The organism is Fluviispira multicolorata, assembly GCF_009208585.1.
GTDB lineage: Bacteria > Bdellovibrionota_B > Oligoflexia > Silvanigrellales > Silvanigrellaceae > Silvanigrella > Silvanigrella multicolorata.
The window spans coordinates 24524-41644 of record NZ_WFLN01000012.1 but is presented as its reverse complement, the minus strand read 5'-3'; the positions used below and the strand labels follow the sequence as shown (position 1 = coordinate 41644).

13 protein-coding genes are annotated in these 17121 nt (G+C 31.5%); 7 read left to right on the top strand and 6 right to left on the bottom strand.

Annotated features, from left to right (window positions below):
* Window positions 1-133 precede the first annotated feature (133 nt).
* The 4 genes from pilM to GCL57_RS14500 all read left to right on the top strand — a co-directional run bounded on the left by pilM (window position 134) and on the right by GCL57_RS14500 (window position 4829).
* A complete protein-coding gene (gene pilM / locus GCL57_RS14515; protein WP_152214077.1) occupies window positions 134-1855 on the top strand; it encodes a pilus assembly protein PilM in 1722 nt (573 codons plus the stop codon).
* A 2-nt stretch (window positions 1856-1857) separates the two neighbouring features.
* Entirely contained in the window at window positions 1858-2511 is a 654-nt protein-coding gene (locus GCL57_RS14510; RefSeq protein ID WP_152214076.1) for a hypothetical protein, read from the top strand.
* Window positions 2512-3447: a hypothetical protein gene (locus GCL57_RS14505; RefSeq protein WP_152214075.1), complete on the top strand. Its 936-nt coding sequence runs from the start codon at window positions 2512-2514 to the stop codon at window positions 3445-3447. It abuts the gene before it with no gap.
* A 293-nt stretch (window positions 3448-3740) separates the two neighbouring features.
* A complete protein-coding gene (locus GCL57_RS14500; RefSeq protein WP_152214074.1) occupies window positions 3741-4829 on the top strand; it encodes an LD-carboxypeptidase in 1089 nt (362 codons plus the stop codon).
* 32 nt (window positions 4830-4861) lie between these two features.
* Here GCL57_RS14500 and GCL57_RS14495 read toward each other — a convergent pair whose 3' ends face one another.
* From GCL57_RS14495 to GCL57_RS14480, 4 genes are read right to left on the bottom strand one after another with little or no spacing between them, the layout of a single operon-like run.
* A complete protein-coding gene (locus tag GCL57_RS14495; RefSeq protein WP_152214073.1) occupies window positions 4862-5869 on the bottom strand; it encodes a 1-aminocyclopropane-1-carboxylate deaminase in 1008 nt (335 codons plus the stop codon).
* 11 nt (window positions 5870-5880) lie between these two features.
* Complete coding sequence (locus tag GCL57_RS14490) at window positions 5881-8343, bottom strand: tetratricopeptide repeat protein (RefSeq protein WP_152214072.1); 2463 nt, start codon at window positions 8341-8343, stop codon at window positions 5881-5883.
* Window positions 8318-11869 carry a transcription-repair coupling factor gene (gene mfd, locus GCL57_RS14485; RefSeq protein ID WP_152214071.1) on the bottom strand — a complete coding sequence of 1184 codons (3552 nt, stop codon included), beginning with the start codon at window positions 11867-11869 and terminating at the stop codon, window positions 8318-8320. The genes GCL57_RS14490 and mfd overlap by 26 nt, the downstream gene beginning before the upstream one ends.
* A 42-nt stretch (window positions 11870-11911) precedes the next feature.
* A complete protein-coding gene (locus tag GCL57_RS14480) occupies window positions 11912-12943 on the bottom strand; it encodes an NAD(P)H-dependent glycerol-3-phosphate dehydrogenase (RefSeq protein WP_152214070.1) in 1032 nt (343 codons plus the stop codon).
* A gap of 230 nt (window positions 12944-13173) precedes the next feature.
* On the opposite strand from GCL57_RS14480, the gene GCL57_RS14475 reads away from it, so the two are divergent.
* Both GCL57_RS14475 and GCL57_RS14470 read left to right on the top strand, forming a co-directional pair.
* A complete protein-coding gene (locus tag GCL57_RS14475; RefSeq protein ID WP_161597782.1) occupies window positions 13174-14142 on the top strand; it encodes an AAA family ATPase in 969 nt (322 codons plus the stop codon).
* Window positions 14143-14655 (top strand): HAD family hydrolase, encoded by a 513-nt coding sequence (locus GCL57_RS14470; RefSeq protein WP_152214068.1) that lies wholly within the window; start codon window positions 14143-14145, stop codon window positions 14653-14655. It abuts the gene before it with no gap.
* Here the strand turns inward: GCL57_RS14470 and GCL57_RS14465 are convergent.
* Window positions 14623-15702, bottom strand: coding sequence for a hypothetical protein (locus tag GCL57_RS14465; protein WP_152214067.1), 1080 nt, complete (start codon window positions 15700-15702; stop codon window positions 14623-14625). The two genes, GCL57_RS14470 and GCL57_RS14465, sit on opposite strands and share 33 nt — an antisense overlap.
* A gap of 138 nt (window positions 15703-15840) precedes the next feature.
* On the opposite strand from GCL57_RS14465, the gene GCL57_RS14460 reads away from it, so the two are divergent.
* Window positions 15841-16452 (top strand): helix-turn-helix domain-containing protein, encoded by a 612-nt coding sequence (locus GCL57_RS14460; protein WP_152214066.1) that lies wholly within the window; start codon window positions 15841-15843, stop codon window positions 16450-16452.
* 32 nt (window positions 16453-16484) lie between these two features.
* Here the strand turns inward: GCL57_RS14460 and GCL57_RS14455 are convergent, their stop codons facing one another.
* Window positions 16485-16985: a hypothetical protein gene (locus GCL57_RS14455; RefSeq protein WP_152214065.1), complete on the bottom strand. Its 501-nt coding sequence runs from the start codon at window positions 16983-16985 to the stop codon at window positions 16485-16487.
* Between the last annotated feature and the right edge of the window lie 136 nt (window positions 16986-17121).

Below are 17121 nucleotides of genomic sequence, written 5' to 3'. Positions count from 1 at the left end.
ACTCTTAAAGGACAAATCGGTTTTTCTTTGAGCAAGCTGTAGCTTAATTTAATCGTTTGCTGTTTGGCGGAAGAGTCTGAAATGAAATGTTATAAGGCGCTGATGATACAGCCTTTAGTGGAGTAGTCAAAAAATGCAAAAGATTCTCGGACTTGATATTGGATCCTATTCGATAAAGGCAGTCATCATATGGAATGATTACAAAAACTATATTGTTCACCAGTTTTTTGAGCAAGTTATTGAAAGAAAAGATGGAATTGATGAAAGTTCAGCACAATCCCAAGCAATAGCCGCACTTTTTGCAAAACATAAACCAGAATATGATGTTATGTTTGCTGCTCTTGATTCTCGATTTGCATCCATTCGGAGAGTTGAATTTGATAATATTAAGAAAAGGGATATCCCTAATTTTTTGGAAAATGAATTAGAAAGTTCGAGTCCTTTCGCAATAGAAGACTCTATTCTTGACTATCAACTCATAGATTATACAAAATCACACTCGTCTTTATTAGCTGTTTTATGTAAGAAAGAGAGTATAAAAGATCTTATTGAAACATTTGAGCAAGAACATTTACGGGCAAAAATAATAGATATAGATAATTTAACATATTTGAATATGATATCTTTTTTGCAAGTAACACATACACAAGTTAACCCCGAAGAAGGTAAAGAAGAAGAATTTTTAAATTCAAAAAACTCATGTAATATTATTATTAATATAGGGCATAGTAAAACGACATTAACTTTTCTAAATAATAAGAAAATACTTTTTACACGCATTATAAATATGGCTGGCTCGTATTTTACAGAAATGATAAAAAAAGAATTTGATTTAAATTATGAAGAAGCAGAGGCTTTAAAGTGTTATGTGAGTTCAATAGAAAGTTATGGAGAAAATGAAAATAATAAAGCTAAAATAGTAGCACTTATTCTGGCAAAAGCTGCGAGTGAACTTGCAAGTGAAATCGCAAGAACAATTCAAACTTTTCATGAAAAGAATAACGAAAAAATTAGATTTATCTATTTAACTGGTGGTTCAAGTAAAATTAAAGGTCTTTTTAGCCAATTTGAAGAATATTTTAAAACTCCAGTCAAAGAAATGATTCTTAAAAAAGAGAACTTTAGTTATAATTTGAACTCTGCTGTGCTAAATTCATTTACTGAAGTTGAACCAAAATTATATAAAATCTCACAGTCTCTTGCAATTGCAATGCGTGGGTTACCAATAAATGGAGCTATTTCAAAAATAAATTTACGGAAGGGTGAGTTTGCTCAGATCAGCAATTATGATAAACTTATAAAACAAATAGCTTTGTATTCTTCTGCTGCATTTATTGTGATTTTTTGTTTGGCACTAAGTTATATCATTCGCTCTTTGACATATAATAATCAAGTTCAGAATTTAAAAACACAATTTAGAAAAGATGTGATTTCTATGTTTGCAGGAGAACCCTATCCATTGCGTCTTATTTCAGGCAAGAAAAATTGGGATTTTGAAAGATATGGAAACGAAGCTCTTGTCCTTTTAAATCAAAGTTTAAAAAATAAAAAGAAGCTTGTAGAAACTCTTTCAGAAGCAGAGCCTCCTTTTGTCTTAAAAGTATTAAATCAAGTTTCTGAAGCTATACCAAAATCTTTATATTTTGAAGTAAAAGAATTTAAAATACATGAAAGTGCAGTATATATTGAAGCTGAGACTACAAGTTCTGCAAACGTAAAAAAAATAATTGATACAGTTTCTGCTATAAGTTTATTTGAGCAAGTTACTAAAAATAAAGAAGAGAACAAGATTGGTAGCAATAATAAAATAATACATTTTTCATTTACGGCGATTTTCAAGAATGGAGAGGTTTAAAAATGTCACGTTACTCAGAAGATATCTCTCGCATTTTAACGAATGTAAAAGTTTTTATTTTTGGTGAAAATAACTCTCGTTTAGAAATTGCAATTGAATATTTTTATAAATTAAATCATGAACGAAGAATAGTAATAATTGTGTCAACAATCGCGACAACTATTGCCTTAATTTTATTCATAATTATTTTTTATTTTTTAGGTCTATATTTTCTCCAAAATGATTTAAATAGAGCATATTCAAATACTTTAGCATTGAATAATATGAAACCTTCTTATATGGCAGTTCAAGATAAGTTTTTACTGCTAGTTAATAATTTGAAAAGTGAAAATTTAAATATTTCAATATCATCAATGTTAGAAGCAAAAGCAAAAGAACTTGGTATTCAAGCTTCTGGATTTCCAGATAGACCAATAGTCTCTCAATTGCCAAATCAAAGTCCATTTGCGGGGCAATTTAAGAAAATCTCAATTGACTTTAAACTCTCTAATGTAAGTATTAAAAAGATTATGGAATATATTAAGACTGTTGAAGATCTTCCAAATAAATTTGTCGTGTCAAAGTTAAATATAAAATCTTTATCCGAAGCAAAACTATACTTTGATGTTGCCATAACTGTTGATGGAGTCATTCCTTCTGAAAAACAAGAGTTATAAATGAATAAAAAAAAATTAATTAAAATTATTACTTTTGGCGTGTTTTTCTTTTTAATTCTTCTTTACAAGACATTTCCTTATGATCTTATAAAAGATAATTTGAGTCGGAAAATAAATTTAGCAATTCAAAAAGAAAAAATACCCTTAGTTGTAAAAATTGGAGACATAAAACCATACTGGGTTACGGGTCTAGAGCTTAATGATGTTGAAGTTAAAAATATTTTAGATGATTCCCCTCCTTTTATTTTAAATAATGTAATTGTAAAGTTATCTGTTTTACCTTTTATTATCGGGCGAATTTCAATTGATTTAAAGGCGCTACAAACTGGTGGTACTTTGTACACGTCAGCAAGTATTTCATTAATTGATGCTTTATCTGGTATAGTAACGTTAAAATATTTAGATGTTTTTCTTACAAATTTTCCGTTAAACACCATTTTTTCACAGTTTTTATCTGTGATAAAATCAAGTAATAAAACAGAATTTGCAGTTCTTACTCCAGTAATTTCTAAAACAACTATGGGAGGAAATTTAAATGGAAAAATTAAATTTCGAGAAAATTATGCTAATATACGTTTGACTTTAGATAAAGCATATTTAAATATACAAAATGAAACATTAAACATTCCAAAGCAAGATTTTAGTAAAGCAGCAGTTAATATAAAATGGGATAGTAAACGGTTTTATTTAGATAAAGAAATTGAATTGAAAACACAAAATGTTTCTATAAATGTAGGTGGATTTTGGGAAACTTTTCCAGATCCTACAAAACCTACTCAAATTAGTTTAGATTTAAAAATCAATTTATCTGGAGTGATTGAAAAAGATTTTGGCTTTTTGATTCCACAATTCTTAAATTGTTCTCCAAATATTTTAATCAATGGAAATATGAATGTTTCGTTGGTTGGAGAAGCTAATAATTTTACGTGCCATTAAATTAAAGTTATAAAATTTTAAATTCTGTATTATTAATGAATATTTTTTTGTAAATGTTAGATATTCTCCTACATGATTGAGTATTCAATATAAATCAATGAAGCAAAGTTATTTTAACTTTTCTCGTAGTAAGTTTAGATATCATTACTTTGAAATCAATGTCTTATGTTCTATTTGATAAATAAATATTGAACTCTGGATATGGATTGTGTAGTACACTCATCTGAGCGCTACTCAAGTGTAGTTATCTAAGAATAAAATAATTGTGTTTAAATAAATTAGTGGAATAAAAAATGAATAAATGTGTTGTAAGATTCTTTAAACGATTTTTTTTAGTAGTTTTTTTATGCTCTCTCATAATAAGTTGTAAACATTCTTATTGTATAAGTACGACTAAAATAAGAGAACCAAAAATTAAAGTAAATTCTGTTTTAGATGAACGATTTTTTGTGAGCACTCTCAATCAAGTTCCGATTAATGTTGTAGCTCCCTCTTCAGGTGTTACTAGAGATGAGTTAAAGTATTTTCAAAATCAAGAACTTCTAGAATTGCTTGTACCAGAAAATTTGCTTAGCCAGATTGTACCTTACAATTCAAATTCAGATGTAATGCGTTTTGAACAGCTAAAAAATTCTTTTAATAATAATTCATCCATAATATGGTCTGTACGAGGAGGTTATGGCTCTGCACGTCTGTATGAATCACTTGCAAAATTAAAGCAACCAGCGAATGAGAAAGTGTTCATTGGATACAGTGATGCTACATTTTTGCATTTGTTTTTAACTCAAAAATGGGGTTGGAAGACAATTCATGGCGCAATGTTGTCTGAGTTGCTAAAGACTGAAAAAGATCCTAAGAATTTTTCAATCATAACAGATATTCTTTCTGGAAAAAGTGAAGATCTTAAATATGAAGGAATTAAACCATTTAATAAGCAGGCGCACTTAATTGATCAAGTTGATGGCGTATTAACTGGTGGCAATCTTGAATTATTAAATAATAGTTTAGGAACTCAATGGCAGATAAATGGTAATGATAAAATTATATTTATTGAAGATATTGGTACAAAAGGATATGCTTTAGATCGAAGTCTCAATCATTTAAAACAGGCAGGCATATTTAAAAATGCAAAAGCAATATTGCTTGGGGAATTTATAAATGGTGATGCTTTCGTCGGTTTTGCTTTAGAGAGATTCGCAGAGCAAATTAATATACCAGTATATAAAGCAAATATTTTTGGGCATGGTAATAAAAATTATCCTCTTATTTTTAATTCAAATACTGTTATTTCATCTCGTGAAAATAGTATAACAATGAAAATAAATTATGAGTTTACATACGCGTTAAAAACTCAGAAAGATAATTTTGTTGCAGACAATTGAGCTATTAAATTTGTATGAATGAAAAGGATGAACTATATTAATTCTTGAAGTTTTTCTGTAAAACCAAAAAGAGTTAGACTTCCACCTGAATGGATTAAGAGTATTTTTCCACTGAGATTTTTTTCATTAATAATATTTCTAGCTTCAAGAAATAGTTTTGAGCTATAAATAGGATCGGTTAGTATTCCTTCATTTTTTGCAATAAAAGCTATGTTATTCATAATTTTTTTATTCACCGAACCAAAGGATTTTGCACTTTGAGGGGAATATAATTTATATGTATCTTGTAATTTTATTTTTTGTATTATATCAGCTTCGAAATTATTTTTTAATAAATTTAAAGAATTATTGAACTCTTTTTCAGTTCCAGCAATAAGTAAAATATGAATTTTTGTTTTTAATTGCAATAAACTATAACATAAAATGAGAGAAATTGCTGTTAAACCAGTTCCTGAGTCAATAATTATATGATCAAAATAACAAGATTTTTCTTGCTCATTCCTTAATATATCGAGTGCTAATGTGCATGCTCCAGGGAAAGCTTCATACATGAGAGCACCTTCATTTATAAATCCCACTCGAACACCTTTTTTTAATTGCTTTTCTTTATATAAATTTATGATTTCATTTTTCTTATTAAAATCATCCTTTTCAAGCCATTGAATTGAACTTTCATCTAAAAAAAGGGATGTAAGGAGAAAATTCCCTAAGGGTGTTTTTTTATTTCGTCTGTCAAAAAATAAGATTGGTTTTATACCATTTTCAATTAAAAGCTGTACTGCTGATAAAATATTGTTTGAATATGGGCCTCCTAAAATGATAACTTCTTTATATTGTTCTTTTTTTAAAGTGGGTATAAGACTTATATACTTTCTAATTTTAGATCCGCTGACTCCAAAACCGAGCTCATCATCTCTTTTTACAAACACTTCAGCATTAGAATACTGGTAAGTTTTTAAAGAGTGTACTCTTGAATTTTTTGAATAATCCATTAATATAAATTTTTTTAAATATTGTTCAATTTTATTGTGATTTTCCATTCGATTTTCTTTTAAAATATGCCAGTAAATAAAAGTGCAAACCCAGGACGATTGACTGTGCTTGGTCCTGGGAAAACAATATCATATTCATACGTGAGATTGAAAGTTCCAATCAACCAATCTAGGAAAAAATAATTAGCAGATGCGGTTGGAATAAATTTATAGTTACTTTGTAGCGGGTTTAAGAACGTATAGAGAAAATCAAAAGTTGTACTTAATTTAAAACTCGTTTTAGAATCTAATGCATAAGTTGCGCTAGGTGTTGCAATTGCTTCGAGAGAGTGCCCAACTGCAGATGTCGTATTAAACATGATTTGCTCTTGACCTTGCAAAGAAATATCCCAACTAAAGACTCCATAATTTCCAAAGCTATATGTATAGTATTGATTATATATGAGTCCACTTTTTTGATTTAAAGTACTTCTATCTGAAATATCAATTTGAATACCCATATTTAATTCAAGCTCTTTATAGTTAATACCAAAGATTAAATATTGTGTGTCAAAAGCATTATTAACTATAATAGTTCCTGCTGTTTGATATAACCTATATCCTTGCTTTTCCTTTTTTCCATTTACTTCTAAATAATTTCGATTTGTTTCAAATACACTTCCTTCTAAAATGATGGTATCTAAGCTTGTATAGTCAGATGTGAAATTCTTAACATAAAATGCTTTTCCACCTCCGCCTAAAAACCAGCCTGCATTATCACTTTCTTTGCTTGTATCATAGTTGTATAAACCTCCAATAACACTTCTCCAGCCTGCTTTTGTTGAATATTGAGAAGGAAGAGATTGATTTTGTGCAATTGAAAGAATATTTCCATCGTATTGGATTCCCACAGGGACAATTAAGCTCCATGGTTTATCGATATTTATTTTTTTTAAAAACTCAGCAGCTGATTGTCTGAGTGCTGCATCTAGGTCGTTATCCCATACGGCACGTTTAAATGCTCGTTTTGCTTCTTGTAACATGTTTTTAAAATAATATGCGACACCTACATAATATTCATATTCATGTATATATTTTTCTTCTGTTTTCATATTTTTTCGGGCAATTAGGAGTTCATTTAAAGCTTCGCTATATTTTTTCTCATCCAAATAAATGAGTCCGAGTTGCCAATGTGAAAGTGGAAAATTATTATCAAGTTTTTGTGACATTAAAAAGTATTTTTTTGCTTCGTATGTTTGAAATAAACCTTTTTTTGCAAATCCATAATAATAAGGTAGCAAAGCATTTTTATTAAACTCTGCTTGATAAGGCGCAAGTAAATTAAGCAATTCAAAATATTCTTCGTTTTCAGCTAATATTGCAGCCTTTTCTAATACTTCATCCAAATTGAGAATATTGGCAGAAAGTTTGCGTGCTTGAAGTTCATCGGCTGTTGTTGTGAAAGCGAGGAAATTATCTATTGTTTCTCTTTTAGGTGAAGTAACAGGTAGTAATTTTCCTTTGCCATATATTATAAGTTCCATGCCAGAACCTAAAGTTATGTTTTTATATTTTTCTTTTTCCTGTTCATTTACACTATTTAAATTCGGTAAAATTTCAATTGCACCTCCAATAGCAATAACTCGAGTAAAAAATTCTCCTTTTTTATCGGTTTCACGAGTTATGAGTGCATCGCCTCCTCTGGGAATATTGAGTTGAGTTTCATCGGTTAAAATAATCATTTTATTTTTAAAATCTTTTGTTTTTTCATCTGTATCATACAGGTTGCCAGATGCTTTTGTTCTTATATTTCCAAAATTTAATTCTACAACGCGCGCATTAACATCATCACTTTGGTCTTGAAGAGTGAGGCGTGTTGAAGGGAGCAAAAACCATACACCAGATTCGGAGTCTGTTATTCTTAATGAATCAAGATTATCTGTTTGAAAATAGCCTTGTTTCCATACAAAACTTCTGGAAACTTTTCCAATATAAAGCATATAATCATTTTGAATAAGTGTTCCTTTACCAAACAAAGCTACTGCATTTTGACTAGAGTAATTTGGTGGATTTTGAGCACTTTTTGGAATTGCATCTCTTTTTAAATATGCAACTTCTTTATTCCACTTATCTGATTCAAAACCTTGTCTTGTATGCATTTTAAATTCATAAGAATATGTTGTTCCACCATAACTATTTGTTGCAATAATAAAAAGTATAGGAGTTAATTCTTTATAATCTTTTTCCTTTAAAAGAATTTCACAAGATGTACCTGTACATATTTTTTTGCTATTTAAAATCCAAGAGATTGTAGAATTTTTTGAAGTTAGATTCTCAGATAGTGTTACCTTTAAGGGGATTTCTAAGTCATATGAAGCATAAATAGATGAGGGAGGTCCTGATTTTAAAGTGGGAAGAAAATCTTTTGTTAATGAAGATGGAAGTTGTGCGTACGATTTAAAAATTAAACATGCAAAAAACATATAAATAAATTTAAAAAGAAAATATTTAGAAAAACTAATTCTTGGACGAATTTCCTTCATATGCTTCTCCAGCAAGGAGACTCAAAATTCTTTTCAATTCACTAACGGCACCCAATTTGTCCTGAATAAAGTTTTTCTTGCGGATTGCAAAAATGAGTCTTCCATCTGGTGTGATTCGCATGCCTTTGGTTTTTCTGTTACACACGTCTAAAATTCGTTTTACGAGTTCTTCGCTTGTGTCATCAGAAATATCAGGTTGCAACACACCTTTGTCGAGGCGAATTTCAGTGGCCTCTTCTCCTACAGTGAGGGAAAGTGCCCCAAATAAAAGCAACCATCTACGAATGCGTGCAAGTTCAGCCAGATTTTTTACTTCTTCAGGAAGTGGTCCAAATCGATCTTCGCATTCTGTGATAAGGTTTTGCAATGAGTTTTCTAAACGAGCACCAAAAAAACGACGGTATGTACGCAAGCGATCTTTAGAATTAACAATATAATTTTCTGGAATTTGGGCAGTGAGAGGAATAGATATTTCAACCTCTGTCACGTTTGTTACTTTATTTCCACCAAGAATTTTAATTGCATCGTCTAGCATTTGTAAATAAGTTTCTAAACCAACGTCACTTACTTTACCACTTTGTTCATCCCCTAATATATTTCCTGAGCCGCGCATTTCCATATCATGACTAGCAATTACAAAGCCACTGCCAAGTTCTTGGTGCTCTTTTAATATATTTAGCCTTTTCATTCCTTCGTCATCTTCACTTGCATTTTGTGAAGTTAATAAATATGCGTACCCTCTCGTTGAGCGTCGTCCGACACGGCCCCTTAATTGATAAAGTTGAGCAAGACCAAAATGATTCGCATTTTGCACAATTATTGTGTTTACATTCGGCATGTCTATACCAGATTCAATAATTGTGGTGCACAATAAAATATTAAATTTACCATCGAGGAAATTAATTATGGTACTTTCCAAATCTTTTTGACTCATTTTCCCGTGGCCAATTGCTATTTTAGCTTGAGGTAACAAGTTTTGTAAATATTTAAGAACGGTTTCTAATTCTTCGACTCTGTTGTGCACATAAAATATTTGTCCTCCTCGATTTAATTCAAATAAAATGCAATCTTTTATAGTGGATTCTTCAAAAGGACAAACAAAAGTTTTTGTTGCTAGACGTGATTTTGGTGGAGTTGTTAAGAGACTTAAATCCCTTAATCCAACCATTGACATTTGTAATGTTCTTGGAATGGGTGTTGCTGTCATTGTGAGAACATCGATTCCATAAGACATGCTTTTAATTTTTTCTTTTTGAAGAACTCCAAATCTCTGTTCTTCATCTACAATGAGTAACCCAAGATCACGGAAATCGATGTCTTTTGAAAGTATTCTGTGAGTGCCAATTAAAATATCGATTTCACCTTTTTTTATTTTTACTAGAACTTTATTTGCTGAAGTAATGGAACGATCGAGCACTTCGATATGAACACCAAAATCTTGAAAACGTTCTATAAGGGAACGAAAGTGCTGATGGGCTAACACTGTAGTAGGTACAAGCCAAGCAACTTGTTTTCCATCTAAAATACAACGAAAAGCTGCACGCATTGCAACTTCGGTTTTACCGAAACCAACATCACCACATAAAAGCCTATCCATAGCTTTTGGTTTGTTCATATCAAGCATAATTTCTTTTATGGCTCGGGTTTGATCGAGTGTTTCGTCGTAGGGAAAAGCATCTTCAAAGGCGATGTAGTCTTCATCAATTGTTGCAAAGGCATGTCCTGGGGTCATAGCTCTGCGTGCTTGATGTTCCATGAGTTCTTTTGCAAGTTTTTCAACATCTATCTTTGCTTTTTGTTTTCTTTTTTCCCAAGATGAGCTTTTTAGAGTGTCAAGAGAAGTGCTTTCGGAAGATCCAATATATTTTTGAATTAAATTTAATTTATGGACAGGAACATAAATTTTATCATTGCCTGCATATTCAAGAGCTAGAAAATCCCCTGTAATGTCAAGAATTTTAATTGTCATTAGTCCACGAAAACGTGCAATACCATGTTGAATGTGGACAATGAGATCGCCTTCTATAAAATCGGAAAACTGAGCAGATAAAAAGGCTTCCGTATTCGATTTTGTCGTTGAGCTATTATCTTCATCCGAATTAAAGTTTTCAAATCGCTCAAAACTTGCTACATTCCTCAGCCATGTTTCAGAAATAGCTAGAGTTTGAGAATTTGGAAGGTAAAAACCACCAGATGTATTTAAAATGCTACAGAAAATATTATTTGAAATTTTTGAAGACGTTAAGTTATCAGCTAAAATTTCTTGAACGGAAAAAGTCGATATTTCTTTTATATCTTCAATTAATGAAAAGTCTTCAATATATTTAGCAGCAATGCCAGAAAATTCTATGAAAGTTTCTTTCGAGTTTGCTAAAAATAAAATATTTTCTACTTTTGAATTCTTATTATCTAATAATTCTTTAATTTTTTTAATACGTCCAGAAAATTTTTGTTTTTCTAATTGTTTTAATTCTGAAGAAATTTCTTCAGGAATAGTAAAAGAACTTTTATTTGAATTTCCAGAATTTAATTTTTTCTTAGCATTTTCTAGATTAGGAAAAACAGATTCTATTTTACCAACTGGGTAATTTTTGCCCATAGCAGAATTATATGAGTTCTCATAAAGTTTTTCAATTTCATGAACAGATTTTTGAAAATTTTCATACGTCTCTATTAGTTCAAAAGAAATTTCATAGTTTTTTTCAATTGCCAGTGAAGAAATATATGTATGAAATGCTGGAAATATACTTGGGGCAAACATATAAAAAACATCGTCAATTCCAGGAAATTGAATATTCGCGCGCAGATCTTCTAATAAATTTGCTCTGCCAACGCCCATTACTTTTTGACCTAAAATAGTGTGATTGAATTTCTCTAATGCTTTTTCAAGTTGACTTGGAAAAGGCCAAACAAATTCTCGTGACGGGAGAAGAACAAGGCTTTCAAGAGTTTGAAATGATCTTTGATCCGATGAACGAAAAGAACGAATTTTATCAACCGTGTCTCCAAATATTTCAATACGTGAGGGCGTTTTTTCGCCTGGAGTCCAAAAGTCGACAATGGAACCTCGGACACAGAACTCTCCAACTTCTTCAACTCTTTGAACTTCTAAATAAGCTAGACGGGAAAGTTGTTCTATGAGGAGATCAGGATCGAGATCGTCCCCAATTTTAATGTCAAATTTATTTTCGTTGATCCATTTATGATCTGGAAAATTTCTAAGGTAACCAGCAACACTACAAATAATAATTCTTGGAAAATGAGTTTTCAATGAATAAGATGCTGCTATACGTTTTGCAATAATTTTACGTGAAGATTCAAAGCGAAAAACACCTGCCTGAAAATATCCGGGGATATGAATTATATCTTCTTCTGTAAAAATATCTGAGGTAAATTGTTTTACTAATTCTTCAACTTTTTGAGCGTCAGATTCAGTATTTACAATTATTATTTTTGTTTTATTAGGGGCTGCTATTAAAGTTGAAATAACTTCAATAAGTATGGGTTCGAGAGGAGAAAAATTCATAAACTCGGATATCCTCGTAGTCCTAAATGATCTTAGCTTTATTTATTTCCATTTAAATTCTCTGCCCTGTTCTTTATCAATTAATAAAGTAACGGCATCTTTAATTGGCATGTCCTCATAAATAACTTTATATGCTGCGCTTAAAATAGATGTTTCAATCCCTAATTTATTGCAAAGTTCATATGCACTTTGGGTTGTGGCAATTCCTTCAATGACCTGTCCTGCCATAGAATCAATTATATTTTCTTTGCTTTCGCCTTTTGCAATGCGGTAGCCGAATTGACGATTGCGCGAAAGATCTCCAGTGCAGGTTAAGATAAGATCTCCTACCCCGCTTAATCCTAAAAATGTCATTGGATCAGCTCCCAATTGAACTCCTACTTTCGCAATTTCGGACAGTCCACGTGTTATGACTGCTGCACGTGCATTGTAGCCAAGCTCAAGTCCATCAACTGCGCCGGCAACCATGGCAATCACATTTTTTAAAGCACCCGCAATTTCAACCCCTACAATATCATTTGAGTCATAAACTCTAAAATAAGGACTGTGTAGTATTTGAGCTGCAATAGAAAGTAACTCAGAGCTTTTTGAGGAAACAACAACGCAAGTTGGAAGGCCAAGTAGCATTTCTTTTGCAAAACTTGGACCACTTAAACTCCCTATTTCGGCATTATTTTGCCAAAAATTTTCTAAAACTTGGTATGGCAATCTTAATGATTTTTGTTCAATTCCTTTAGCAGCAGAAATAATATTGAGTTTAGGAGTGCTGATAATTTCATTACAATTTCTGACTAATAACCATTTTTTTAGCATCCATTCACTGACTTTTTGTAAGCTTTGGCATGGTATTGCTAATATTATAAGTTTAAATTCGCTAAAATCAGTGTTAAATTCGTCAAAAGTTTGCAGCTCACATTCTTTTAAAATATCGTGTTTTTTTAAATTTGAAAAATTTTTATGACTGCGCGCTATAATTGTTACTGCATTATTTTCGTTATGAATACAAGCTGCAATAGCTGTTCCAAAAGCTCCCGCTCCTACTACAAGTGTTTTTACTCTTAAATTGTCGGCCATTGAAGGGTACTCCTCTATAAGGTCCTCGTGTATGAACTACCTTTATTTTTCAAATATGTGAAGAGCAAAAAATATCACTTATGTTTTTCAGAATTTTAGAGATATAGGATATCTTTGCTCATACTTTAACTGTTGCTTTTTATATGCATTTATGAAGGCTCTTTCCCTTTTCCTTGCAAAGAGATAAGCTTTTTACAATGGTAAACTTTCAAAAGAAAGGGTGGGAAGACATGAAAGATTTTCAAGAAATTACCCAAGCTTCTGCAAAACTAAGCGAACTGCTTAATAGTAAAGTCTTTGGCCAAAAAGAAATTATTGAACAAATTGTTTTGACCGTTTTGTGCAATGGTCACGCTCTTTTAACAGGAGCTCCAGGGGTTGCAAAAACAACATTGGTTAGAAATTTAGCAAAAGCCCTTGGCTGTGGATATAAAAGAATTCAATTCACTCCTGATCTTACTCCTTTCGATATATTGGGAGGTTATACAATTCAATTTGATGATAAAGATCCTGACTTAAAAAAAATTGGTTTTACCCCAGGACCTATTTTTGCACCTTTTATTCTCGCCGATGAAATCAATCGAGCTTCTCCAAGGACTCAATCTGCTTTATTAGAGGCAATGCAAGAAAGACAGGTGAGTATTGAAGGTATTTCTCGTCCTTTACCCAAACCTTTTTTTGTGTTTGCTACGCAAAACCCAATTGAAAATGAAGGTACATTCCCTCTTCCCGAAGCACAACTTGATAGGTTTTTACTTAATCTTGAAATTCCATACCCAGACTTTGATTCTGAGGTAAAAATAGCAAGCCTTTCACAAATGGAAAATGATCTCGATGCTATCCCTCTTGTTTCTATTTTGTTAGAGGCAAGACGAGTCATTGAAAATGTTCCAATCAAAGATGATCTTTTACAAGGAATTGTGAGAATAGTGAGAAATACGAGACCACTTGAATCAAAACTCTCAGTCGCGCGAGATTATCTTGATTTTGGTGCCAGCCCAAGAGCAACTCAAGCTCTTTTAATTGCGAGTAAGGCTTTTGCGGTTATTCGAGGCCAAAAGGAAGTTCAATTTGAAAATGTCATAGAAATTGCTCCGGCTGTTTTACGTCATAGATGCATTGTAAATTTTCGATCTTTGGCAGAAAAAAGGAGTGTTTCAAATATTGTTAATCAAATAGTGCAGGAAACGGTTTTATAAATGAATTTAAATCAAAATAATGTAAAGTATGCAATATTTGTCGATGCATCTGGTACAATTTTAGGTGGATCAAATACAAGTGCGTTGGGAGTTGAATTATTTCCCGACTCTATTAAACTTTTATCTGCATTACGTGAAAGAAACATCGATGGAATTAGCATCAAAACAGGACTGATAACAAATTGGGGAAATAGAATAAATGCAATGCTAAAAGCATTAAATGTGATAGATTGTTTTGATGTTGTTATTAGTGCAGATGATACTCCTAAAGGAAAACCTGATCCTGAAACATTTCACTATGCTTGTTCTCTTTTAGGTGTTGAACTCAGAAATGCAATTCACATAGGAGATTCACTGTTTGATGATGCTCTTGGTGCACAAAATGCGGGGCTTCATGGAATATGGCTTAGGAGATCTCCTTATTTGAATAAAGACTCATCCATGTTAAAACACCCAATATTTGATAATTTAAATGATGTTTTATTTTATTTGGACACTATTATTAGTAAGTAATTTATTATTATTCTCAATAATAATTTCTCTTTTAGAAGATACGGTTTGAGTTATGTTTGGCTTTAAATCATTGCCCCAATAAATTTTAATTTTCCCACTGATAGCATTTTTAGGCACTGTTACTTTTACTAAATCGAGTGGATAACCATTAGAGCTTTTAAAGACTTTTAATGCATAAGATGTTTTTACAGGGTTTGTATTTCCATTGAAAAAAATATATCTTCTCGAAATATTATGTCCAATAAGAGTGATTGTCTGATTTGTTTTTGTTTTTTGTGGGATTTTTTCAATCCAAGTGTTTAATGCTTTGTGCCTCCAGCCAGCAGTAAATTTATTTTTTTGAGAATCTAATTTATTCCAAATGCCATTTGTACAGTCAGTTTTATTCATTAATTTGTAGATCACAACTCCAGCATTTTTTCCTTGCGTTCCCTTATGGCACTGCCCTTTCGCGGTCATTTTTTCACAGGCCCAAGAAGTAGATTGAATGGCAATGCACTGTTTAGGGTCTAGAACTGCGAGAGCGTGTCCTGGAAAAGCAAGTATATCACCCGTTCTTGGTTGGAAACCATTTTTGTATTTTTTAAGTGGCACAAAATTTTTAAGTTCTTGATCGATCTGTTTTTTTGCAAAAGTATGACTGAGTATTGCAGAGTTTTTATATTTAGAGTTGTAAGGTAAATTCATTTCTCCTGCATATAAATGCCAAAGAAAACGAGTGCAATCCACCCCATTTTTTCGCATAAAATTATATTTATCAGATGCTCTCAAATAATTGCGATCCCAATTTGAGGAAAGCGTTTTGGCTGGGTAGGGTATTCCTCGTTGATAGATGTTTTTTTTAATATCTTGCGAATAAGATAGAAATTTTCTAACTTCGGGAGATGGATTTTCTGCATAGAGAGAATTCCATGCAACCGAAACATTTTTGGGTTCAGCATAATCTCCAAAATAGGTTCTTTGCATTGAAGAATTTTTCTGTGACATGCATCCTGTTAGAAAAAGACAGATGAAACTTATAGTTATATATTTGATTTGTTTTTTCATGGCCACATTCCTTGTTGTCATCTTAGATATAATCAATATATAGCTTTAACGAGCAGCTTTTTGTTTTATTTGATGCAAAATCTGCCCTCTTATATAGAAATACAAACCCTTCACAGGAGTTTTTGGAGTGTCTAGCTTATGTCGAGAAACATAGAGACAGATAAATCTGATAGTTTTGGTCAGTATATTGCAATACATATGAAATCATTTCGTCGTGAATATGGACTGAGCCAAGAACAACTTTCAGAAAGATCAGGAATTCCTCGTAGCACAATTGCAAGTTTAGAGCGAGGAGAAGGAAATCCAACATTACAGGTTTTAGTTGGTATTGCGCAGGGACTTGGTGTGGAAATGTCTTCACTCTTGAAAAAACCAGTGCCAACTGCTGTGCTACGAAAGAAGAAGGACTATACGAAAGTCACAAAAAAACTTATTGAAACAGGTGAAGTTTTAACTAAAACTGTTGATATTGCACTTTTAACTCCAGAAAATTCTCGTTACCTTATATTGCAAGAATATATTTTAAATGAAGGTGAGCGTTTTCCTGGCTCTCCTCATTCTCCAGGAACTGAAGAGTATTTTTATTGTCAAACAGGCTCCTTTGAAATTATGGTGGAAAGTGAATACTTTGTTGTTGAAGAAGGGGATTTACTTTGTTTTGATGGCCATCAAAAACATGCCTATGCTTGTTGTCTCGGTTTTAAATATTCTAAAGGTTTGAGTATTGTGGTGCAGGTCCCTAAGTTTTAATTAACTTCGCCTATAATTCTAAATAAAAATAATTAATTTGTAATAATTTTCCCATTTATTACATTTCCGGTAACTTTTCCATTATTTCTTAAAATAACCTCTCCTTCTTTTTCAAATTTTATATCACCATTAACAATAGAATTGTCAATTAATACTGTTTGGCTTCCAAAGTCTGGCTTTAATAAAGTAAGATCCTTTAAGCTAGAGCCGTTTAAAAAATGATTTGTTTTGCCTTTTGTTACTATTTTTGCAGTTGCTGTCGAATTTGTGAATTTAATATCTCCATAAATTTCAGAATTTTTATTGATTTTTGAATTTATGGCTTCAATCGGGCCAAGTATTTTTAATTCACCATTAAAAATAGAATCAGTTGATTTTACTGGTCCTAAAACTTTAATTTGCTTATCGTAAGTTGTAGCGTTTGCAACTAAAGGGCCAAAAATTGTGCTTCCATTATCAAAATTAGAAGCCATTGATATGGGCATTATAAATATAGTTAATATTGCGGATAAAATTAAGAAAATATTTTTCATAAAAACTCCTTGATTGATTGAAATTTAAAATAGATTCCCAAAAAAAATTAATAATTAACATTTATATTGTAAGAGGCTTGCAATACTTTATCTCTAGACACATATAAAAAAGGAATGCTACTTATGTCGAACACTA